The sequence below is a fragment of the uncultured Aliiroseovarius sp. genome (assembly GCF_947497285.1).
Classification (GTDB): Bacteria; Pseudomonadota; Alphaproteobacteria; order Rhodobacterales; family Rhodobacteraceae; genus Aliiroseovarius.
Genome location: NZ_CANMFT010000007.1, coordinates 88,739 through 109,246, shown reverse-complemented (window position 1 = coordinate 109,246; position 20,508 = coordinate 88,739). Strand labels below are relative to the sequence as shown.

The 20,508-nt window shown below is 58.0% G+C and carries 18 protein-coding genes and 1 tRNA gene; 8 read left to right on the top strand and 11 right to left on the bottom strand.

Annotation, left to right across the window (positions count from 1 at the left end; all coding sequences use genetic code 11):
- Positions 1-79 precede the first annotated feature (79 nt).
- On the top strand, positions 80-904 hold the full coding sequence (locus tag Q0864_RS13035) for a DUF2793 domain-containing protein (protein WP_298570634.1): 825 nt from the start codon (positions 80-82) through the stop codon (positions 902-904).
- Positions 905-911: 7 nt separating this feature from the next.
- On the opposite strand, the gene Q0864_RS13030 is transcribed toward Q0864_RS13035, so the two are convergent.
- The 7 genes from Q0864_RS13030 to Q0864_RS13000 all read right to left on the bottom strand — a co-directional run bounded on the left by Q0864_RS13030 (position 912) and on the right by Q0864_RS13000 (position 8,813).
- Complete coding sequence (locus tag Q0864_RS13030) at positions 912-3,341, bottom strand: glycosyltransferase (RefSeq protein ID WP_298570632.1); 2,430 nt, start codon at positions 3,339-3,341, stop codon at positions 912-914.
- Between the two features lie 10 nt (positions 3,342-3,351).
- Positions 3,352-4,254 carry a glucose-1-phosphate thymidylyltransferase RfbA gene (gene rfbA, locus Q0864_RS13025; protein WP_298570630.1) on the bottom strand — a complete coding sequence of 301 codons (903 nt, stop codon included), beginning with the start codon at positions 4,252-4,254 and terminating at the stop codon, positions 3,352-3,354.
- The gene (gene rfbD, locus Q0864_RS13020; RefSeq protein WP_298570628.1) at positions 4,238-5,104 is read right to left on the bottom strand and encodes a dTDP-4-dehydrorhamnose reductase; all 867 of its coding nucleotides are present in this window, start codon (positions 5,102-5,104) and stop codon (positions 4,238-4,240) included. The genes rfbA and rfbD overlap by 17 nt, the downstream gene beginning before the upstream one ends.
- Complete coding sequence (gene rfbB / locus Q0864_RS13015; protein ID WP_298570626.1) at positions 5,101-6,141, bottom strand: dTDP-glucose 4,6-dehydratase; 1,041 nt, start codon at positions 6,139-6,141, stop codon at positions 5,101-5,103. Before rfbB ends, rfbD begins: the two co-directional genes overlap by 4 nt.
- Positions 6,138-6,722, bottom strand: a complete 585-nt coding sequence (rfbC, locus tag Q0864_RS13010; protein ID WP_363317623.1) for a dTDP-4-dehydrorhamnose 3,5-epimerase — start codon at positions 6,720-6,722, stop codon at positions 6,138-6,140. The genes rfbB and rfbC overlap by 4 nt, the downstream gene beginning before the upstream one ends.
- Positions 6,723-6,800: 78 nt before the next feature.
- The gene (locus Q0864_RS13005; RefSeq protein WP_298570622.1) at positions 6,801-7,436 is read right to left on the bottom strand and encodes a sugar transferase; all 636 of its coding nucleotides are present in this window, start codon (positions 7,434-7,436) and stop codon (positions 6,801-6,803) included.
- A gap of 42 nt (positions 7,437-7,478) precedes the next feature.
- The gene (locus Q0864_RS13000) at positions 7,479-8,813 is read right to left on the bottom strand and encodes a UDP-glucose/GDP-mannose dehydrogenase family protein (RefSeq protein ID WP_298570620.1); all 1,335 of its coding nucleotides are present in this window, start codon (positions 8,811-8,813) and stop codon (positions 7,479-7,481) included.
- A gap of 170 nt (positions 8,814-8,983) precedes the next feature.
- Here Q0864_RS13000 and Q0864_RS12995 point away from each other — a divergent pair, with 170 nt between their 5' ends.
- The 3 genes from Q0864_RS12995 (at position 8,984) to Q0864_RS12985 (ending at position 11,559) form a co-directional block, all read left to right on the top strand.
- Positions 8,984-9,622, top strand: a complete 639-nt coding sequence (locus Q0864_RS12995) for a CAP domain-containing protein (protein ID WP_298570618.1) — start codon at positions 8,984-8,986, stop codon at positions 9,620-9,622.
- 158 nt (positions 9,623-9,780) lie between these two features.
- Entirely contained in the window at positions 9,781-9,999 is a 219-nt protein-coding gene (locus Q0864_RS12990) for a hypothetical protein (protein WP_298570616.1), read from the top strand.
- A 129-nt stretch (positions 10,000-10,128) separates the two neighbouring features.
- A complete protein-coding gene (locus Q0864_RS12985) occupies positions 10,129-11,559 on the top strand; it encodes a mannose-1-phosphate guanylyltransferase/mannose-6-phosphate isomerase (RefSeq protein ID WP_298570614.1) in 1,431 nt (476 codons plus the stop codon).
- Positions 11,560-11,577: 18 nt separating this feature from the next.
- On the opposite strand, the gene Q0864_RS12980 is transcribed toward Q0864_RS12985, so the two are convergent.
- Both Q0864_RS12980 and Q0864_RS12975 read right to left on the bottom strand, forming a co-directional pair.
- Positions 11,578-12,315: a YjbF family lipoprotein gene (locus Q0864_RS12980; protein ID WP_298570611.1), complete on the bottom strand. Its 738-nt coding sequence runs from the start codon at positions 12,313-12,315 to the stop codon at positions 11,578-11,580.
- Between the two features lie 2 nt (positions 12,316-12,317).
- The gene (locus Q0864_RS12975; RefSeq protein ID WP_298570609.1) at positions 12,318-14,429 is read right to left on the bottom strand and encodes a YjbH domain-containing protein; all 2,112 of its coding nucleotides are present in this window, start codon (positions 14,427-14,429) and stop codon (positions 12,318-12,320) included.
- Positions 14,430-14,641: 212 nt separating this feature from the next.
- On the opposite strand from Q0864_RS12975, the gene Q0864_RS12970 reads away from it, so the two are divergent.
- The 3 genes from Q0864_RS12970 to Q0864_RS12960 all read left to right on the top strand — a co-directional run bounded on the left by Q0864_RS12970 (position 14,642) and on the right by Q0864_RS12960 (position 17,102).
- Positions 14,642-15,799 carry an acyl-CoA dehydrogenase family protein gene (locus tag Q0864_RS12970; protein ID WP_298570607.1) on the top strand — a complete coding sequence of 386 codons (1,158 nt, stop codon included), beginning with the start codon at positions 14,642-14,644 and terminating at the stop codon, positions 15,797-15,799.
- Positions 15,792-16,889 carry a CaiB/BaiF CoA-transferase family protein gene (locus Q0864_RS12965; RefSeq protein WP_298570605.1) on the top strand — a complete coding sequence of 366 codons (1,098 nt, stop codon included), beginning with the start codon at positions 15,792-15,794 and terminating at the stop codon, positions 16,887-16,889. The genes Q0864_RS12970 and Q0864_RS12965 overlap by 8 nt, the downstream gene beginning before the upstream one ends.
- Before the next feature lie 136 nt (positions 16,890-17,025).
- Positions 17,026-17,102: transfer RNA gene (locus Q0864_RS12960), tRNA-Arg, on the top strand.
- Positions 17,103-17,898: 796 nt separating this feature from the next.
- Here the strand turns inward: Q0864_RS12960 and Q0864_RS12955 are convergent.
- Entirely contained in the window at positions 17,899-18,618 is a 720-nt protein-coding gene (locus tag Q0864_RS12955) for a WYL domain-containing protein (RefSeq protein WP_298570603.1), read from the bottom strand.
- 88 nt (positions 18,619-18,706) lie between these two features.
- On the opposite strand from Q0864_RS12955, the gene Q0864_RS12950 reads away from it, so the two are divergent.
- Positions 18,707-19,102 (top strand): RidA family protein, encoded by a 396-nt coding sequence (locus Q0864_RS12950; RefSeq protein ID WP_298570601.1) that lies wholly within the window; start codon positions 18,707-18,709, stop codon positions 19,100-19,102.
- A gap of 137 nt (positions 19,103-19,239) precedes the next feature.
- On the opposite strand, the gene Q0864_RS12945 is transcribed toward Q0864_RS12950, so the two are convergent.
- On the bottom strand, positions 19,240-20,505 hold the full coding sequence (locus Q0864_RS12945) for an ABC transporter permease subunit (protein WP_298570852.1): 1,266 nt from the start codon (positions 20,503-20,505) through the stop codon (positions 19,240-19,242).
- Positions 20,506-20,508 lie beyond the last annotated feature (3 nt).

The following is a 20,508-nucleotide window of genomic DNA, read 5'->3' as shown; positions in this document are numbered from 1 at the left end:
GGCGAACGCAGCCCCGACGGCAAATTAACCTATTCAACAGATCACTCAACCGGGAGTCCTAACACTGCGGAGACCCTTGATGACCGACACCTCTACTGTGCTGTCCCTGCCCCTGATCCAGCCCGCGCAGGCCCAGAAACACGTCACCCACAATGAAGCCATTCGCCTGCTGGATATACTCGTCCAGCTGGTCGTCAACAGCGCCGACGACACAACCCCGCCGCCCGGTGCCACCGATGGTGATCGCCATATCGTGCCTGTCGGGGCAACAGGGGACTGGTCAGGCAAAGATCATGACATTGCCTTTCTGGAAGCGGGCACTTGGCAGTTCGTTACCCCCCAGCCTGGTTGGCGGGCTGATGTGATCGCGACTGCGGGCCAAATGCGGTTCGATGGAAGCCAATGGTTGGCCGTCGTGCCACCCACCAACAACCTGAACATGGTGGGCATCAACACCTCGGCTGACCTGACAAACCGGCTGGCAGTTGCCGCGGATGCAAGTTTGCTGTCGCATGATGGTGCCTCGCATCAGCTAAAGATCAACAAGGCCAGCGCAGGCGACACCTCGACCTTGTTGTTTCAATCCAACTGGTCAGGACGGGCGGAAATGGGTTTGGCTGGTGGGGACGATTTTTCCATCAAGACCAGCGCGGATGGCAGCACATGGCAAGACACACTGGTCGCCACGGGTGATGGCGATGTTGGCATCGGCAAGTCACCTGCCGCGAAACTTGATATCGATGGTGTGATGCGACTGACACCCGTTGTCACCGCAAACCTTCCGGCAGCAGGCACCATCGGTGCGGGGGGGATCGCTTTTGTCTCAGACGCGACGGGTGGCGCTCAACTGGCCTATTGCGATGGCACCTCATGGCTGAAAGTCGCAGACGGCACCGCCATCTGACAAAAGCCTACTGGCGCGGGCCTTGGCGCAAAGCGTCAATCACGGCCTGCGCCAGATTACCTTCCATCTTGATGACATTCCCATTGTGCGCGGTTCGCACCGCATCGCCCTGCGCCCCAATGTCGAAAGCAAAGACGGGTAGACCCGTCGCCAGACATTCATGCGTTGAGTAGCTGAATGTCTCGGGCCAGATCGAAGGGATCAGCCAATCCGTGACCCCATAGCGACCGGCAAGTTCGGCGATTTCAGCGATCTGATAGGGACCATGGACGGTCAGACCGCGCGGCTTTGCAACCGCGGGGTCAAGCGTGCCGATAATGACAAACTTGATGTCGTCTCCAGAAGATGCAAGCCGTGCGGCTTTCGCCACCACCTCGGCCCCTTTGTGCAGGTTGATGCTGCCCAGAACCCCCACGACGCGGGTCTTCCCCTTCGGTCTGTCCAACGCGGGAAGCGGTTCCAGAATGCTGTGGGGTCGCACGTTGATGCGCGCGTCAGGAAAAGCCGCAGCCACCAATTTTGCACTGTTGTCTGAAAACACCGTGACCGCGTCTGCGCGCGCGATCAATGCGCCCCACGCCGCGCGCCATTCGGCCAGATTGACCCACGTCCCATCCGGACGGATGGCGATATGCGCTTTGTCCGTGTGGTCTGCGTCAAACGGGCCACGATAGATATTGTCGTGATCAAGCAGCGTTTGCGATGGGGAAAGGGGTAGGAAATCGTGGATCAACACCTCGACCCGATCCGACGACCCGGCCCAGTTTGACAAGATTGAGGGCAGCTCAACCGGATCAGAATCACCGACCCCGCAAGAATAGACAACATGCCGGAGGGTCAGGGGGCGCAGAATGTCGTCAACAATCGCAAGATCATCAGTTTCACCCAGTGTGGTCCCAAAGGGGGTCACAAGTTCGATCTGCCACCGCTTTGCACCACCAACGCGCACGACGATCGCGCCTCCGGTGTCGTGCAGGTCGGTCGCGAGCTTGCTTTGCAGCCACATCTCGGCCCCGCCACCCAGCGAGTGCGCCAGATAGACCGGAACAGCTTTCTTCGCGACAGTCGCCAACCAGCCAATGCCAAGGGTCAGACGGGGGGTGATCAGGGGGTCATTGCGCAAAAACGCCTGAACCTCACGATCGTAGGTGGGATAACGGGTCGAAATGACCGCGCCATTGGCCTGAATCAATCGCTGTTTTTCTGCTGACCCGAAGCTCTCTCCGCCCCGGTGTTCGACGAACAGCCACGGGCAGGCGACGTGACGCCCGCCCAGCGCGCGGGCTCTCTGGCACCAATCAACCTCTTCGCCATACCCGCGCCCGAAAACGGTATCCAACGCGGGGATCTTGTCGATGAAGGACGCGTTCATAGCCATGCAAAAGCCAACGCCTGTCGGGGCCTCGACCAGATCCGCGTTTTGGTCAAACGTGCAGGCGATCCGGTCAAGCGCATCCCCATGGCCGGGCGCAATCGTATGGCGTTGGCAAATCACCGGCGCGGTGAAGATCTCGGCATCGTTGGACAGGGGCGTGACGGTCGCCACATCGGCGTGCCGTGTGATTGGCAGAAGAAGGCGTGACGCCCAGTTTGCGGGAACCAAGGCATCCGAGTTCAAAAGCACGACATGGTCGCCATAGATTTGCGCGCGCTCCAGCGCCCGGTTCACGCTGCCGATGAAACCGCGATTGGTTTCGTTCTCAAGCAGTTCTACTTCCGCCCCACCATCAACCACATTTGCCACCCAGTCGCGCAACCATGGGCGCACGCTTTGATCGGTCGAACAATCTTCGACAATGATCAGGCGCCAAGGCAGTTCGGTATGGGCTGCAACACGGGACAAACAGTCCTTCACCAGATCGAAAGCGTTGTAGACCGGAAGGATGATCGTGATGGGCGCTGTGGGCGCGTCTTGCGGTTTCCCAGCAGCCCCATAGGGCGAGCTGCGTAACAAGTGATGTTCAGAGCGTTGTCCGAACCCCAATGCAGGCCCGATCTGCGACCGCAATACCGGGTCTTTGGTTCTGGAATACCGCCAAAGCAGCGGGAAAGATTTCAACAAGGCCGCCGCAAAGCCCATAGCGATACGCGCTTTGGCGAAGTTCAACGACGGGCCTGACCAACTGGGAACAGCAAAACGCGATGTCGTGCCGTCCGCAAAAGTTAGCTCGATCGTGGGGCTAGACCGACCAGCGGTCCGGGACAGGTGAAACTGCCGCGGCGCATCGGCCGAACCGACAAGAACGGCGGGCACCGTGCGTGTTTCATCCACAAGGGCGATCTGCTCTGCCGTTGTCCAGCCTTCAAGGTCCAGCCGCCCCGATCTCAGCTGTGCCTGTTCAACACGCCCGTCCGCACCTAAATCGAACGCACCGAAATCATGTTCAAGATGTTCGTCGAGATACCGAAGGAAGACACCCCTTATTCTGCTCAGCACAGCCGCCCCCTTAATGGCCAGAGCCAGGCCGGTTCGTCGTATCAAGCAGGCTGGTCAGATAACGACCATAGTCGTTCTTGTGAAACAGCTTGGCACGGGCGCGCAACTCATCCCGCGTGATCCAGCCTTTGCTGAACGCGGCTTCTTCCGGGCAACCGGTTTGCATTCCCTGGCGTTTTTGCAGGGTGCGCACGAAGTTTCCCGCATCCAGCAGGTTTCCATGCGTCCCGGTGTCCAGCCACGCGAAACCGCGGCCCATATGTTCGACCGTCAGTTCGTCTGACTCAAGATACATCTGAAGCAGCGCGGTGATCTCAAGCTCGGCACGCTTGGAGGGCATGACGCGACGTGCACGCTCTGGCGCTTTACCGTCCAACAGATACAGCCCCGTCACCGCGTAGTGCGACGGCGGAACTTTGGGTTTCTCGATAATCGCGATGGCTTTGCCATGGTCGTCGAAATCCACAACGCCATAGTTTTCAGGGTCTGCCACGTGATACCCAAAGACGGTGCCACCGGTGTCTTTGGCCGAGGCCCGGATCAGCATTTCGGGCAGCCCATGCCCGAAGAAAATGTTATCCCCAAGCACCATCGCCGAGGCAGCGCCATCCAGAAATTCTTCTGCGATAATATAGGCTTGCGCCAGACCTTCAGGCTTGGGCTGCACAAGGAAGGTCAGCGAAATACCCCATTGGCGGCCATCACCCAGAAGACGCTGGAACTGTTCTTGGTCTTCCGGCGTGGTAATCACGGCGATTTCACGAATGCCCGCCAGCATCAGCACCGACAAGGGATAGAAGATCATCGGCTTGTCATAAATCGGCATCAACTGCTTCGACACGCCTTGTGTGATCGGATACAGCCGTGTGCCCGAACCACCCGCCAGAATGATGCCCTTACGGTGTTTTGTCATGACTTCCCTCTTCCATCGCAAGCAGCACCTCGTCAAGCCCAACCCGCCAATCTGGTCGTTCAATACCGAACGCTTCAGTCGTGGTCGCGCACGCCATTCGCGAATTCAAAGGCCGCTTTGCTGGCGTGGGATACGCACTGGACGGAATGCGCGTCACTTCGACATCAAGGCCCGCACGGTCAAAGATATGGGTCGCAAAATCTGCCCAACTGCAATCAGGCGCACCTGCATAGTGATAGGTCCCCGACAGGCTGGGATCGTCCAGCAACGCGCGCACCATACGCAATGCCGTCGCCGCAATATCCCGCGCCGGTGTCGGCCCGCCATGCTGATCATCAACAATGGACAAGGCCGCCCGCTCGGCCCCCAACTTTAGCATCGTTTTCACGAAATTCGTGCCGGTTTCCGAAAACACCCAGCTTGTTCGCAATACGACATGCGCGCTGCCCACCTCGCGCACCGCGCGCTCGCCAGCCTCTTTGCTGCGCCCATATGCACCAAGTGGCGCAACCGGGTCAGAGGGGTTGAACGGCGTGTCACCGTCGCCCGCAAACACATAATCGGTCGAGATGTGGACCAGCGGAATGCCCAGCGCAGCACAAGCCCGCGCCATTTCACCGGGCGCATCGCCGTTGATCGCAGTCGCCAAAGCCTCGTCGCTTTCAGCCTGATCAACCGCGGTATAGGCGGCTGCATTGATCACCGCGACCGGCTTGAATTCGTCGATTGCCTGCGCGCATTTCCCCGGTATCGACAGATCGGCCTCTGCCCGCGACAGCACCGTCACTCCCTCAAGCCTCGCAAGCGCGGTGCCGACCTGACCGTTGGCACCGAAGGCCAGGACCGTCATGCGCCTGTCCCCAAACGTTTGCCGCCACCCGCGCGCCTTTGCGCGTCTTCGACCCATTCAGGGTTGTCGAAATACCAGTCCAAGGTGGCTTTCAAGCCCTCTTCAAGCGTGACGGATGGTTCCCAACCCAGTTCGTCCTTGATACGGCTGGCATCAATCGCATACCGGAAATCATGGCCCGGTCGATCGGTGACAAAACGGATCAGATCCGCATGCGGCGCAGCCTTGGGCGCGCGAGCATCCAAATAGGCGCAGATCAGGTGGACAATTTCGATATTCGATCGTTCCTCGTTGCCACCCACGTTATAGCTGCGGCCCAACGTCCCTTGGTCCAGAATACGCAAGAGCGCGGATGCATGGTCTTCCACGAAAAGCCAGTCGCGCACGTTTTCACCCGCGCCATAGACCGGCATTTCTTTACCAGCCATCGCTTTTAGCAGCATCAAGGGGATCAGCTTTTCAGTCAGTTGGTAGGGGCCATAATTGTTCGAGCAATTCGACAACACGACCGGCAGTCCATATGTCTCGCCCCACGCGCGCACCAGATGGTCAGACGCAGCCTTGGACGAAGAATAGGGCGAATTTGGCGCATAGGGGGTTGTCTCGTGAAACGCCCCGTCCTTGCCCAGCGTTCCGAACACTTCGTCGGTCGAGATATGGTGGAACCTGAACACGTCAGGTTGACCGCGGCGCTGCCAATAGGCCCGCGCAGCTTCAAGCAAATTATAGGTGCCGACAATGTTGGTCTGGATGAAGTCGCCAGGTCCATCAATTGACCGGTCGACATGGCTTTCGGCCGCCAGATGCATGATGGCATCGGGCGCATGATCCGCCAGCGCCGCATCTACGGCATGGCGGTCGCGGATATCCGCCTTAACAAGCACGTGGCGCGGGTTGTTGGCCACGTCCATCAAATTCATCTCGCTGCCCGCATAGGTCAGCGCATCCAACGTCACCACCTCGTCGCCCCGAGCGATGGCTTGGCGCACCACGGCTGACCCGATAAACCCTGCCCCACCTGTGACCAGTATCTTCATGTCGCCAGCCCTTCGTTCATGTCAAAGGGGGTTTCGAACGCCGCAAGCGATCCAGCTTGCGCGTCCTTTTCGCTAAGCGTTACCGTTGCCGGATCTACGCCCCAATCGATGGCAAGATCGGGATCGTCAAAGCGCACCGACATCTCGGTGTCGGGCGCATAATGGTCCGAGCATTTATAGAAAACGTCCACATCATCTGTCAGCGTTGCAAAACCATGCAGAAATCCCTGAGGCACCAAAAGTGCCGCACCATTGTCGTCGGACAACTCGACCCCAACCCATTCACCATAGGTCTCTGAGCCCGCGCGCACATCGACCGCAACATCCATGATCGCCCCTTTCAGGCATCGCACAAGTTTGGCCTGTGCGTGCGGTGGCGCCTGACAATGCAACCCGCGCACCGTGCCTTTAACGGCCGAGCGCGACAGGTTGTCCTGAACGAAAAGCAAGGGCAGACCAGCGGCCTCCATCGCGCGGGTCGAGAAGGTTTCGCTGAAAAACCCGCGATTGTCACCGAACCGCTGAGGGGTCACGATGACCACGCCTTGAAGCTTGGTTTCTTCTACCTTCACGCCTTGCATCCGCCTGTCTGCTCGCCCGTTTCGGGCGCATTGTCCATTGGTTTACTGGTTAAAGCGGATGGGCTGTGAAGGAAAGGCTTATCCCCGGATGCGCGCGGCGCGGCGCCCCGGCAAGGGAACGATTTTCGCTGCCGTCAGGTAGAGAATATAGATGTCCAGACGGATCGATTTGTTGTCGTGATAAATCCGATCAAGCCGCGCCTTGCGTGGAATGCAGCGGCGAATATAGACCGCCTCGGCCTGCGCCTGCGTTTTGCATTTGGCCAGCATCCGCTCTTCGTGCTTGTGAAAGATGATCGAGGCAAGCCCGGTAATCCCCGGCCGATCCTCCAGCACCACGCGATAAACCTCTGGGCAGGCTTTCACATAGCGCGGTTCAGGTGGGCGAGGTCCGACAAAGCTGATCTCGCCTTTGAGGACGTTCCAGACCTGTGGCAGCTCATCCAGACGGCGCGCGCGAAGCCAGTGCCCCACAGGGGTGATTCGATTCTTCTTGTGACCGCCAGTGATGCCAATGTTTTCGTGGGCAGGCACCGTCCGCATCGTGCGGATCTTGATCAGATCAAATTCCTTGTCCATCGTCGAATTGCGACGGGACCGGAACATAAAGGGCCTGCCATCCTTGGTGATGACAACGACATACAAAACTCCCAACGCTGGCAGGACCAACACGCACAAGGCAAGCGCCAGGACAATGTCGAATAGACGTTTCATCGTCAGTCGTTTCCGCTCGTTGGTCCCGTCGTTGCGGGGGTCTTAGCTGTCCCAGCCGTCGGGCCCGAAACCACGCCGGCCAACGGCACAATAGGCCTCGAATCCCGCACGTTTCGCATCCTTGGGCGAATATATATTGCGCAGATCGGCCATCCTTGGGGTTTCCATCCGTTTGGCCAGACGTTTCAGGTCCAGCGCACGGAATTCATTCCATTCGGTCAAGAGAACAACCGCATCTGCGTTCTGAGCCGCCTTATACGCATCTTCAAGCCAATGTGCACCCGGCAAAAGCGCCTCACCTTCAGCAAGCCCTTGCGGGTCAACCACCCGCACCTTGGCGCCCTGGCCAATCAGCGCGGGCACAATGGTCAGGCTGGGGGCATCGCGCATGTCATCTGTGTTGGGCTTGAAGGTGACGCCTAGAACCGCAATGGTTTTGCCCAAAACAGAGCCACCACAAAGATCAAGGATCTTGTCCACCATGCGTCGCTTGGCTTCCTCATTAACGGTGATGACGGCTTCGGTGATTTGCATCGGCATACCGTGTTCCTGACCGATCCGCGCCAAAGCACGGGTGTCTTTCGGAAAGCAACTGCCGCCATAGCCGGGGCCTGCATGCAAGAACTTGTTGCCGATACGCCCGTCCAGCCCGATGCCTTTCGACACTTGTTTCACATCCGCGCCGACACGTTCGCAAAGGGCTGCGATTTCGTTCACGAAAGTGATCTTTGTCGCCAAAAACGCGTTGGCCGCGTACTTGATCATCTCGGCGCTTTCCAGATCGGTTGTGACGATGGGAAAATCGCGCAGAAACAGCGGGCGATAAATGTCAGCCATCACATCCGAGGCCCGGTCGGATTGCACCCCAACAATAACGCGGTCTGGGCGCATGAAATCGTCGATTGCCGCCCCTTCACGAAGAAATTCGGGGTTCGAGGCGACATCGAATTCCAGTTCCGGATGCGATTTCTGGATCAGTTGCTTGATCTTGCGGTTCGTGCCCACCGGCACCGTCGATTTGGTGACGACGACGGTATATTCCTCGACCGAATCACCAATCTCTTCGGCTGCTGCAAAGACGTAAGTCAGGTCAGCATGGCCATCGCCGCGCCGTGTCGGCGTGCCAACCGCAATAAAAACGGCGCCGGCGCCACGCACAGCCTCTTTTAGGTTCTGAGTGAAGGACAAACGACCGGCGGCGACGTTCTTGGCCATCAGATCTTCCAGGCCAGGCTCATAGATCGGCACCTGCCCAGCTTCAAGCATCGCAATCTTTGCGGGATCTTTGTCAACACACACCACTTCGTGGCCGAAATCCGAGAAACAGACACCGGACACCAAACCGACATACCCCGTTCCGATCATTGCAATCTTCATGTGCTCAAAACCTCACCTTAAAAAACTTTCCAAGGGGATGGGACATACCAGACAGCCTGTCAACGGAAAGCGAAAGCCCGCTTATCCAACGATGGCCCCATTTCCGCCATGCCTGCGTCATGGCATTACGGCACAAGGGTAGGGTTGATAAGTTCTGGAGAGTTATAACGATGCCCCTGAATGCGCTCAAATCCCTTTCGGTCTTTGTCCTTGTTGCCTTCGCAGGGCTAACTGGCACAGCTGAGGCTGGATGCACCATCAAGAAAGTCGCTGGTGCAGAAAAATCCATTCCTGTCAAAGGCTTGAATCAAAGCTTGCTGGACCGCGTTATCGTCGAACGCGTCAACGCGGAACGATGCCGCCGCGGCTTGCCCGCACTTACCCCGACAAGCGGATTGCGCAAGCAAGCCACCCGGCATTCAGCCTGGATGGCTCGTAGCCAAAAGCTGTCTCACAAAGCCAACGGAACGAACCGGCGCAGCTTGACCGACCGCTTGCGCGCTTCTGGTGTGCGGTTCCGCACGGGTGCCGAGAACATTGGGATGGTTCACCTCTATGGAATAGATGGGCGCAACTTCATGATTCGGTCGTCAGAGCAATGCAGCTTCACAACCCGTGATGGCCGTCAAATCGGGCGCCACAGCTATAACAGTCTGGCAAAGCTGGTTGTGCGAAAATGGATGGAATCACCCGGGCATAGAAAGAATATACTGGCGCGCAAGATGCGCTATAGTGGCGTTGGCGCAGGCGTGCAGCCGCGGTCGGGCTATTGTGGTGCGGTTTTCCTTACCCACATCTTTGCCGGGTGACGTAGGGTATTGCATCGGTGCCACAGAGTGGAAATCTTCCGCCGAACAAGGGGTTCCAAAACAAAAACACACTTCCCATAGCGTCCGGTGTGTGCAAAACAAACATGGACGGCTCGCTAAATCGGCGGTGCCCGCGAATTAATTATGGAGTATGAAACATGAAAAAAGTGATGACCCTTGCCGCTGCTGGCATGATCGCCCTGTCCGCACCCGCTTTCGCTGGCGCATATGGTGACGCAGTTGTAGAAGAAGAAATCGTTGTTGTTGAAGAAGCTGGTAGCTCGCTGGGCAACACCGGTCTGGCTCTGCTGGGTCTGGCTGTCGTTGCTGGCATCATCGCTGCAAGCGATGACGACACCACGTCGACCACCAACTAATTCTGATCGCCTCTTCAGAGGCTTTCAAACGGAAACGGCAAGCCCAAGGGCTTGCCGTTTTTGCTTTCAGGGGTCATGATTCCAGCTAAGGCAAATCTGTCTGGCTTGAAGCGTGAAGGAAGCTCTGCGTTGCAAAAGATCGTCCCGATCATTCTGGCAGGTGGCGTTGGCACGCGGCTTTGGCCCTTGTCGCGCAAAAGCTACCCCAAACAGTTTCGCAAAATCAGCGACGCACCCAGCCTGTTCCAACAAACCGCGCACCGCTTTCAGGGTCCGCTGTTCCAGCGCCCTGTTGTGGTCACGCATGACGACTATCGGTTTCATGTGGTCGAACAGATGGGGGAAATCGGGGGCCTACCCGAGCTGATATTGCTTGAGCCTTTTTCCCGAAATACAGCACCCGCCGTTCTGGCCGCCGTTCTGGCCTTGGCCAAAAAAGACCCTGACGCGATTTGTCTGGTCACCCCATCAGATCATTTCCTTCCCGACACCGACGCGTTTGCTAAGGCGGTAGAAAGAGGTCTTGAGGCCGTGCGTGCCGGTCGCATGATCACGTTTGGCATCACGCCTGACCGGGCCGAGACCGGATACGGATATCTTGAGCTTGAGGGCTCGCATTCTGGTGACAACGCCGTTCCACTGAGGTCGTTCAAGGAAAAACCCGGGTTGGAAGCCGCCGCCCAAATGCTGGCCTCAGGTCGCCATCTGTGGAACGCAGGGATTTTCCTGTTTCGGTGCGCCGACATACTTGCCGCTTTCCAGGCGCACGCGCCAGAGATGTTAGAGCCAGCCAGAACGGCGCTTGAACAGCATAAACGCGACCTTGGCTTTACGCGCCTGTCTGAACAGGCATGGGCCACGCTGCCGGATATCTCGATCGACTATGCTGTCATGGAACACGCGAATAACCTTTCGGTCGTGCCCTATGCTGGGCGCTGGTCTGATCTGGGCAGTTGGCAGGGGGTTTGGCGTGAAGAAAGCAAGACAAGCCCCACCGGGGATGGCGTCGTCACCATCGGCAATGCCCATGCCGTGGATTGCGCGGGCAGTTTGCTGTTTGCCGATGACACAGGCCAGGCGCTGGTCGGCCTTGGGCTTCAAAACCTCGTTGCCGTTGCCATGAAAGACGCCGTTCTGGTCGCGGACAGATCGCGCGCCGACCAAGTCGGTGCTTTGGTTGAACACCTGAAATCGAACGGCATTTCACAAGCCGCCACCCTGCCCCGCGACAATCGCCCTTGGGGGTGGTTTGAAAGCCTTGTGTCTGGAACAGGGTTTCAAGTGAAGCTGATCACCGTGCACCCCGGCGGCGTGCTGTCGCTGCAATCCCACGAACACCGGGCCGAACACTGGATCGTTGTTGAAGGCTCTGCCAGCGTCACGATCGGCAGTGACACGTTCACCTTGGCCGCGAACCAGTCAGCCTATGTGCCGCAGGGCGAGGTTCACCGCCTTGAAAACACCGGACACACCGACGCGGTTCTGGTCGAGGTGCAGACCGGCCCATATCTGGGCGAAGATGACATCACGCGATACGAAGACGCCTATGCACGCGGTTAAACAGGCGCACCCGGTCGGTCAGAGGCGCAGGTTCTGAATGGCAAGGCTGCCGATCCGCTGACTTACCCACTGGCTGGATTTCAGGACGCGGCCACGCCCGTCGACCCAATACAGGTTGTCAAAACTGATCGCGTCTTTCCGGCACTGTTCTTTCAACACAACGGCATCTGCATTGATGTCACCAATGGCGACCCGCTCGGATTTCAGCCGGGACAACGAGCATTCAAGCACCAACCGTGTGCTTTGCCCCAGGTCTCCGAGGTAGTAATGCTCACGCTGATAGCTTGCCGCGCGACGCGATGTGATCGCAGCCACAGCGGCATCGATACGCGATGCCATCAGGTCTTCGCCCAGTCCGCGCGAATTTGAAAGAACGCCGCGCTTGAAGGTCAAACCTTGCCCGGCAGCACTGCCCCAAGTGACGTAGCCCGCGTTGCGTCCAACGGGGTTCATCGCAAGCACGGCATTGGTGTCGATGCGCACAACAAGCGCGATCGGCCCAGACGTTGCGGCAAGCGCTTTCGCGACAATGGCATTGGGGTCCGGTGCTTTTGCGCCGCCACCGGGGGCCGGTTTCGCTGACCCTGCGCCGCTGGCTTTCGTCGAAATCTTTTTGCCGGCCTCTTTCAAGAACTTGGCTGCAGCGCCCGATAGCTCGGTTTCACTGTCATCCGAACCGCATGCGGTCAGACCGATTGCGACGCAAAGGCCAAGCAGAACCGTCCGCAGTGACGGTTTGGAAAACTGGTCCACCACGATTACCTCCAGAACTTACCCCAACGGGATGACAAGGCATCGCCGTGACCGTCTTCAACCCATTCAAACAGTCGCCCATCGACATTCAGACGGGCGCCTCCGTCGCGGGCAAGTGAACGAATTGTTGCATCTGACGAATTGCGCGATGGCACGCCAAGCGCCCATTCCAAGGGCAGCGAAATCCGAATGCCTTTGTCGAATGAGCCTTCACCAAAATCTTCGGCAGACACATTGGTCTTGGTCACATAACCACCGACTTTCCAGCCGTTGGCGAATGTTCGGTCCACGGCCAGCGTGGCGCCATAGTCGCCGGCCAGATAACGGCCCGCATCCACACGGGTCGAGAAACCGTTGCCAAAATCGTAATAGGCCGAAACATGTCCGGTCACGATGCTGTAGTCGCGGAAGCTGAACAACTGATCATAGTCGCGCTTCTTCACCCAGTTCAGCTCTGCGCCGATCGCCAGCGGGCTATCCACGGGTTTCCAAAGCACCTCGCCCGAGACACCACCATACATCTTTTCAAGATAACCAACGGTTACGCGGCTATAGAGGTTTTCGGCCGGGCGCCCATACCAAGCCGCTGTCAGATGGTCGATCGCCGGGTCGCCCTGCGCTGCATACAGCGCGCTTTGCGTGCGCACCGGTGGCAGCTTCGAAGTGTTGGTATAGGTTGCGTCGTCCAGATTTCCCCAAATGCTTTTGGAAATGGCACCGGACAAAACGATATTCGGGGCAAGTTCGTATTGCGCGCTCAGCTTCAGGCCGACTTCGCCACGGATGGGGCTTTGTGGATCAAAGAAGCTGACGGCCATATAGGGCGCAAGCGCCCAACGGAACCGGTTTTCGGTGTTGATCAGCTCGGAATTGCGCACCGCTCGCGGGGTCGCTTCGTCGATCGTCACGCGTTTGAACATGTCAGTCGAGGGCGCGTGCTCCAACCTTTCGATATCGCTGCGACGCATGGTTATGGTCGACAATGGAATCCCATTTTCAACCAGCGTGATGACGAAGGTTTCAACCGACGGCGGCATCGCATGGGTCAGGACACGCGCGGTGCGGCCAACGGCCTGCGCTTGGGAATTGTAGCGGTTGTTTTCGACCTTCAATTCGGCGCGTGTCGTGCCAAGCGCCATGCCTTCCAGCGCGATCCCTTCTTTGCTCAACGCATCGGAAACAGCTTTGCGGATACCCGTTTCATTGGAGGGATCTGCGATCCAGTCCGTGCTCCACGCAGCCGCATTGCCACGCGCGGGGCGCGGTTTGACCGGCAGCGGGGCGCGTTCATTGCCCGACCGGGACTGCGGTTGGCGCGGGTTCAGGCGGATGGTGAGGCTTGCGCCAATCGTATCGCCCGCAAGGTAGAAGGCATTCAGGTGAAACGCTGGTGACACCTGATAATCGACGCCGAAGTTGAAAGGTGATTTGTGCGACATGACACCAGCCGCGACCTCTTGCACGAACGCATCTGAGGAATATTCTGCCTTGACCGTCAGCTTGTCGTTGATCTTGTAGGACACGCCAGCGAACGGGGCAAAATCCCCCTTGAACCACTGGCTTGCATTCAGTGTGCCGCCCTTGCCAAAGTCCCATGCCGGACGCGTGCCGCCGATCGAGCCAATTGGCTCGTAACTGCCCAAACGTCCCCAGCCCAGACCCCCGGTAACCCGCAAGCGATCACCGATGGATTTGGTGGCGACAATGTATTCGCCTGCGTAGATGCCTGTGCCAATAAAATCTCGAATGCCGACCGAAACAGCGGGCAGGTATTTCGTTTCATCCAGAACGCGATAGCGAAGATCAAAACTGCGGTCGAAATAGTCCCCGACCCGCGGATGAAAGTCTGCAATCTTCGTATAGCGAAAACTGCCCGAAAGCCGTGGCGTGATCTGGAAGGTCAGAGTCCCGCTGGCGTTGGGGCCATACTGCGAATAGGTGAAGGCAAGTTCGCTGTCCGCCGCCACTTCGGCCGTCGGCATCGAAATCAAACCGGGTGTTCCATAGAACGTATAGCTTGTGGATTGCGTTCCAACATCCGCCAACGCCGGCGTGGTCGCCGCGCAGGTCAAGCCCAACGCAGCAAGTTTACAGAAATCCACCCGTGAAATGCGCACCGCCATCTCCGTTCAACGTCTTTTTTGTTCCAATACGTGATCCAAGCCCACAAAGCACGTAAAACCGTCACTAGGCCGTTGTTTGTGGTGGATTGTCGCGCAATTGCACAACACGTGTAGCGACCCGTTTAGCGCCTGTAACGCCACGTTACCAGCCCAACTGCAGCGTGCTGGGATATAGTTGGGAAAAGTCCTTCAAATCGGAGCGCACAATGAGCCTTTTCACCCCCTCTGCCGCGTGGGTCAGCGACGAACACCGCATGTTTGCTGATATGACCAACCGCTTCTTCGCCGATGAGCTGACGCCCAATATCGAACGCTGGGTCGACCAGGGCATCGTGGACCGCGACTTCTGGCGCACTGCCGGGCAAGCCGGGATCATGGGCGGCGCCATTCCCGAAGAACATGGCGGCGCGGGCGGCGACATGGGGTTTGAAAGCGTCGTGATCTATGAACAAACGCGCACCGGCGATTGCGGTTGGGGCTATGGTATCCAGTCCATCGTGGTGCACTACATCACGGCCTATGGCACGGACGAGCAGAAGGCACGCTGGCTGCCCGGACTGGCCTCGGGCGAGATAGTCGGAGCCATTGCGATGACCGAACCAGGCACCGGGTCAGACCTTCAGGCGGTGCGCACGCGGGCGGAAAAGGACGGCAATCAATACAAGATCAACGGATCAAAGATCTTCATCACGAACGGGCAGGCGGCCGACCTGATCATCACCGTCTGCAAAACCGACCCGGAGGCAGGCTCGAAAGGCGTGTCCCTGATCGTGGTGGAACCGGACCAGTGCGAGGGCTTCAAGCGCGGCCAGAACCTGAAAAAACTGGGCATGAAGGCCAATGATACGTCCGAGCTGTTCTATGAAGATGTGAAAGTCCCCCAGACCAACCTGTTGGGCACCGAAGAAGGGCAAGGCTTCTATCAACTAATGAAACAACTGCCGTGGGAGCGGCTGCTGATCGCCATTCAAGCCCTTGGTGCGATTGATTTCGCTCTGGAGCAGACCATCGCTTATACGCAAGACCGCAAGGCTTTCGGACAACGTGTGATGGATTTTCAGAACACGCGCTTCAAGCTGGCCGAATGTAAGACCAAAGCCGAGGTTCTGCGCAGTTTCGTCAATGACGGCATCGCCCGGCTGATCGACGGGACACTGGACGCGCCCACCGCCTCGATGGCGAAATACTGGGGCAGCGAGGTGCAGAACGAGGTGATGCACGAATGCCTGCAACTGTTCGGCGGCTATGGCTACATGATGGAATACCCCATTGCGCGGCTCTATGCGGATGCCCGGGTGCAGATGATCTATGGCGGCACGAACGAGATCATGAAAGAGCTGATCGCGCGGTCGATTGATGTCTGAGGTCGCTGCAAACGGCCCGCTTCGCGGCGTCAAGGTCGTTGAAATTCAAGGGCTTGGCCCAACGCCCTTTGCCGCGATGTGGCTGGCCGACATGGGCGCGGACGTGGTGCGCATTCAACGCCCGAACCTCAAACCTCTGATCCCTCAGAAGGTTGATGTTCTGAACCGGGGGCGTGGGTTTGTCGAGCTGGACCTGAAAAGCCCTGCCGACCGCGACCACGCCCGCACGCTTGTCGGTCGGGCTGACATGTTGATCGAAGGGATGCGCCCAGGCGTGATGGAACGACTGGGACTTGGGCCAGAGCACGTTGCCGCAATCAACCCGAAACTGGTCTATGGGCGCATGACAGGCTGGGGCCAGTCCGGACCTCTGGCACAGGCGGCGGGGCACGACATCAATTACATTGCGATCACCGGTGCGCTTCATGCCATTGGGGGTGAACATCCGGTCCCGCCCTTGAACCTGCTGGGCGACTTCGGCGGCGGCGGAATGTATCTGGTCGCCGGAATGCTGGCCGCCTTACACGCCGCGCGTGAAACAGGACAGGGTGCGGTCGTGGACGCTGCGATCACCGACGGCACGGCCCACCTGATGGCCATGATCTATTCAATGCATGGGTCAGGGCTGTGGGTGGACACTCGCGAGGCCAATCTGCTGGATGGCGGCGCACCATTCTATACGGTCTATGAATGTGCATGCGGTGGACATATGTCGGTGGGTGCGTTGGAGGCAAAGTTCTATGCCGAATTGCTGGACCGTATCGGTTTGGCTGACGCTGGCTTGCCCGCCCAGATGGATATCGAGGGGTGGCCAAAGCTCCGCACAGCATTCGCGGACCGCTTCATGACGAAGACCCGAGACGAATGGGCCGCACTGCTGGAGGGAACGGATGCTTGCTGTGCACCGGTCCTGTCGTTGAAGGAGGCGCCGCACCACCCGCACAATCGGGCGCGTGGCAGCTTCACGGACATTTCAGACGTCACCCAACCAGCCGTCGCCCCACAGCTTTCGCATTACCCTGGCCATGCGACTGCCGGAGAAGACAATGACGCCTGCGCCTTCGAAGATGTGCTAAAGCGCTGGTCATAACCAATGGACGCTGCCCTTGGGGCAATACCGAAAGTGCAGGTGTCAGACAAACGCTGGTGACGCAGGAAAGAGTCTGGATTTATCCAATTTCGCCCTTGCAAACCCAGCGCCGGGTCGGTAAATCCCCGCCTACCGCGCTCTGGTAGCTCAGCTGGATAGAGTACCTGACTACGAATCAGGGGGTCGGGGGTTCGAATCCTCCCCAGAGCGCCATTTCCTCTTTGTTGAATGTCATACGAACCTGACCCAAGTGTCATAACGTGACCCAATTCCCGTTTTCGCCCGTGTGGCCTGTTGCGTTGATCTGACCTCCCTTTCGGAAAATCAGCGCTGATTTGCAGGACAGACGCCGTAGGCGCCTGTTCTTGCTGATCTGCCACGTGGCGAATGCGGGTGGGGGCGAGGCAATGCAATTCGACAGGGGTGGTGCGGCCCGCAGGCGCAGCCGAGGACACGGCCCTGTCTAATTGGGTTGCCCGAGGGGGCAGGTCACTCAGATTACGTAAATGTGTTCCGTCGAAATCAATGCAGTCTCATATCTGGGAACGCTTTCTTCTGAACAGCGCAGGTCTTAAGTCAGCCTTAGACCCAGCCCTATCTCGGTTGCATAACAATCGTAGCGGCACACTCTGCGGGCGCGCCATTCAACGCTGCGCCATCGCCATAAGAGGGGGCAATGGACTCGTTCCGGACCTTCGCCGCAACCTTTGCGAATGGCCGCTTCTCAATTTTGGGTCAGAATTGCTCGACGTTTGGCTTAGAATTGAATGACGTGGGTCGCTGATTTGATTCAGAAAATCCGTCGCATTGAGTCAAAAGTTCGCGACGTTCCACACTCTTTGTAGAACGTCAGATGAATTTGACCTTTGCGTCAAAGATCTGGTCCAATCTCATCCTGTTGACCCTTAGGCAGCTTCGTATGATCTGATCAGCCACGAAGCGAACGCGGACGGGAACGAGCCCAGACAGACTGATGCCGCAGCATGACTGGATGACTGTTTTGGCAATCTCAGTGTGCCAGCTGGCTATAGGGGCATACATCTTCGTCGAACGGAACATGGCGACGACGAAAGCTTGTGCCTTCGGCGGCGGCTGGGTTGCTGATCCGATCCATCCGAAAGTGCCGAAAGGCCGCTCGCGTTGGATCCCAAGCAACCAGATACCAAAGCGGCGGTAGGATGAGCATTGCTTGCGGCTCGACCTCTCGCTTGGTCTTGCGATCTTTTGCGTCACGGTAGTCGAAGCGGATGAATTGGCGGTTCAGGAATGTGGTCTCGAACACAGGTAAAAGTTGGGGGTCCATACTGCCCATTTCTGACAGGTCCTGAAGCGGAGAGAGCTTTCCGATATGCAGACAGTCAAGAAAAGCGCGCAGGTCGCGGACTTTGTCGCCGGGGAGTGCTTTCTCGATCTTGGCGAGGCCAGCGTCGGCCAGATCCGAGAAAGGCAGATTGCCAGCAGCCCGCATCGCCGCGACACTGATCAGAAGGGCAAACACCTCGGGGACCGAAAGCCTGGCCGTGGTTTGCATGGATTGTGGATCAAGCTGCAGGCCACCACCCCGCCCGACATCAGAATGAATGACAAAGCCCGCGTCGCGCAACGCACTGATGTCACGAAGGACGGTGCGGCGTGACGCACGAACCTCATCGGCAAGGTCATCAACTGTCGTCGTTCCGTTGCGGCGAAGGCTACGCACGATGGCGTCATGTCTGAGTCGAATGTTCATGGCTGGATCATAGCATAAATGGTGACATATTTTGGCACCTTTTAGTTCTAGACCGACTTCAGAAACATCAAACAAGGAGAATCATGCGATGAAACGTACTGCTGTGAACCCCTGGGACTGGTCGTTGAAGCTGGGCTACAATCAGGCTGAAATAATCGAAGGTGCTACGCGACGGGTTGTCTGTGCTGGTCAGACCGCCGTGGACGACCAAGGCCATCCGCAGCATCCGGGCGATATGCGTGCCCAGATCAGTCTGGCACTGGACAATTTGGAGGCTGTTCTCGAACAGGCCGGCTTCGATTTGAGCGATGTGACAAAGCTTGGCGTCTATGCAACGGATGTGGATGAAGCGTTGAAGAATTTTGACGTGATGGGGATGCGCTTTGGACCGCATCAGGTCGCCCCGCCCATGACGCTTCTGGGTGTCACGCGCCTCGCAATCCCCGGACTGCTGTTCGAAATTGAGGCAACGGCAGCGGCCTGAGTGAAAACCGTGAAGCGGTCATTCGAGCGCTTCACGATCAACCGCGCGGCGGCTGCCAGGTTGCCACGGGAGCGAATACATGTGGTGACCGTCGGCTGAAGCAACGAAACCAGCCTTGGTCGCCCAACTGACTGCAGCTAGCTTCGACCCTTCCACGGCACCAGAAGATTTTCGGCTTTGCTCATCAAGATATCGATGGCAAAGCCGATGACGCCAATCAGGATGATCCCCATGAGCACGATATCGGTCAGCTGGAACTTCGACGCGACCATGATCATCATGCCCGCTCCCTCGGACGCGGCGACAAGTTCGGCGGCGACAACAGTGCCCCAACAGACACCCATTGCCACCCGCGCGCCCGTGAATATCTCGGGCAGAGAGTTGGGCATTATGACATAGCGCATGATCTGAAATTTGCTTGCGCCCAACGAATAGGCTGCATGAACCTTCGAGATATTCACGCCAGAGACGCCCGCCCGCGCCGCGATCGCCATGATCCAGAGCGAGGCAAGGAACAACAGGATGATCTTCCCGGTTTCACCGATGCCGAACCAGATGATCACCAGTGGGATCAGGGCCAGCGGTGGCACCGGGCGCATGAATTCGACGATCGGCTCGAACCAGCCGCGGAACCAGTCCGACAAACCCATCGCATAGCCCAGCGGGATCCCCAAAAGTGCGCCAAAGAAGAAACCAAGGATCACGCGAAACAGGGAATAGCCCAAGTGCTTCCAAAGCGTGCTATCGCGGTAACCTTCATTGGAAATCTCGACTGCACGGCTCACCACTGCTTCAGGCGGTGGTAGCCAAATCGGTTCCATTTGCAATCCGCGCGGCGGCGCAAAGCTGATGGCGCCCTTGTCAGTCAGAGAGAAGCTGCCAGCCGGCGATTTAACCCTGCGACTTCCGTTGAATTCCACGCCATCAATTGCCACGACGCGTGCGCCGTCACTTCGTTTGACCTCGTCGTTCTTGTCAAACAAGATCGTCGTCGAGCGCGAGGCACTCATCGCAACAGCATCGTCCTTCGCGATACCATCGCCTTCATCAACGTCGAATTTCTGCGCTGTTTCACCAAAATCGAAAACACGGACATGGACTGTCGCATCGTCGCGTGTGCCGTCTTCGGTCTCAAGCGTGTAGGTGAAGGATGTCTCGCCTACAAAAGGCCCGGGCGCGTGAAGAAAACCTGGCACCCAATTGGAACCAGTGAAGGACCCCCAGATCAGGAAGATCGTCACCACGGAGACAATTGAGGCAACGCGGTTGGACGTCACAGCGCTTTCGTCACCAAACGTCACTGTTTTCAATGACGTGTAGTCTTGCGTCGTCCGTCGCACAAGGAACCTGACCACCAGAAACGAAACGAAAAAGATCGCGACATAAACGGCGAGGATGAGCAAACC

Coding starts and splice junctions, on each gene's coding strand:
- Q0864_RS12965 (WP_298570605.1), top strand. CDS start 15,792: ATGTCTGAGGTCGCTGCAAACGGCCCGCTTCGCGGCGTCAAGGTCGTT.
- rfbD (WP_298570628.1), bottom strand. CDS start 5,104: ATGACGGTCCTGGCCTTCGGTGCCAACGGTCAGGTCGGCACCGCGCTT.
- Q0864_RS12990 (WP_298570616.1), top strand. CDS start 9,781: ATGAAAAAAGTGATGACCCTTGCCGCTGCTGGCATGATCGCCCTGTCC.
- Q0864_RS12995 (WP_298570618.1), top strand. CDS start 8,984: ATGCCCCTGAATGCGCTCAAATCCCTTTCGGTCTTTGTCCTTGTTGCC.
- rfbB (WP_298570626.1), bottom strand. CDS start 6,141: ATGAAGATACTGGTCACAGGTGGGGCAGGGTTTATCGGGTCAGCCGTG.
- Q0864_RS12955 (WP_298570603.1), bottom strand. CDS start 18,618: ATGAACATTCGACTCAGACATGACGCCATCGTGCGTAGCCTTCGCCGC.
- rfbC (WP_363317623.1), bottom strand. CDS start 6,722: ATGCAAGGCGTGAAGGTAGAAGAAACCAAGCTTCAAGGCGTGGTCATC.
- Q0864_RS13005 (WP_298570622.1), bottom strand. CDS start 7,436: ATGAAACGTCTATTCGACATTGTCCTGGCGCTTGCCTTGTGCGTGTTG.
- rfbA (WP_298570630.1), bottom strand. CDS start 4,254: ATGACAAAACACCGTAAGGGCATCATTCTGGCGGGTGGTTCGGGCACA.
- Q0864_RS13035 (WP_298570634.1), top strand. CDS start 80: ATGACCGACACCTCTACTGTGCTGTCCCTGCCCCTGATCCAGCCCGCG.
- Q0864_RS12970 (WP_298570607.1), top strand. CDS start 14,642: ATGAGCCTTTTCACCCCCTCTGCCGCGTGGGTCAGCGACGAACACCGC.
- Q0864_RS13000 (WP_298570620.1), bottom strand. CDS start 8,813: ATGAAGATTGCAATGATCGGAACGGGGTATGTCGGTTTGGTGTCCGGT.
- Q0864_RS12950 (WP_298570601.1), top strand. CDS start 18,707: ATGAAACGTACTGCTGTGAACCCCTGGGACTGGTCGTTGAAGCTGGGC.